This window comes from Streptomyces sp. PA03-6a, assembly GCF_033792765.1.
Lineage (GTDB): Bacteria > Actinomycetota > Actinomycetes > Streptomycetales > Streptomycetaceae > Actinacidiphila.
Genome location: NZ_JARAVK010000630.1, coordinates 1 through 584, shown reverse-complemented (window position 1 = coordinate 584; position 584 = coordinate 1). Strand labels below are relative to the sequence as shown.

At 61.0% G+C, this 584-nt stretch carries 1 protein-coding gene; it reads left to right on the top strand.

The genetic code is table 11. The features are described from left to right. Positions 1–222 precede the first annotated feature (222 nt). Positions 223–584, top strand: a 362-nt coding sequence (locus PV350_RS46965; protein ID WP_500339352.1) for a transposase, incomplete at its 3' end; no start/stop codon positions are given.

Sequence of the window (584 nt, the reverse complement as noted above, 5' to 3'; positions counted from 1 at the left end):
AGTGGGCATTTAGAGATGCTCTATGCCGGTAAGTAACTTTCATGGCTGCCAGGCTTAGGGTGTTTATCCCATACGTACACCATCGCGCCCGTCGATCTGCGAAATTGCCTGCCCGTTCGCTCCGGATCTCATGCACAAAGTCCGTCTGGTTTAAAGATCGGGCAGAAACGCCCAACAGTAGCGGAACGGAACCGTACGCCACATCCATGATCACGCTACGGCGTGAGCCAGCGGAAGCCGTACCCCAGCGACCTGTCCGACGCCCGATGGGCCTTAATCGAGCCGACGTTGACGGCCTGGAGAAAGGCTCGGCTCGACCGAAGGCCCACCGGGCAGCCGGCCAAGGTCGACCTGCGCGACGTATTCAACGCACTCCTCTACATCAACCGCACCGGAATCCCCTGGAAATACCTCCCGCACGACTTCCCCAACCACGGCAGCGTCTACGCCTACTACGCCGCCTGGCGCGATGAGGGAATCCTCGCCCAGCTCAACTACGACCTGACCGGTCTGGCCCGCGTGAAGGAAGGGCGCAAGCCCGAACCGACCGCTTCCGTGATCGACACCCAGAGCGTGAAGACCTC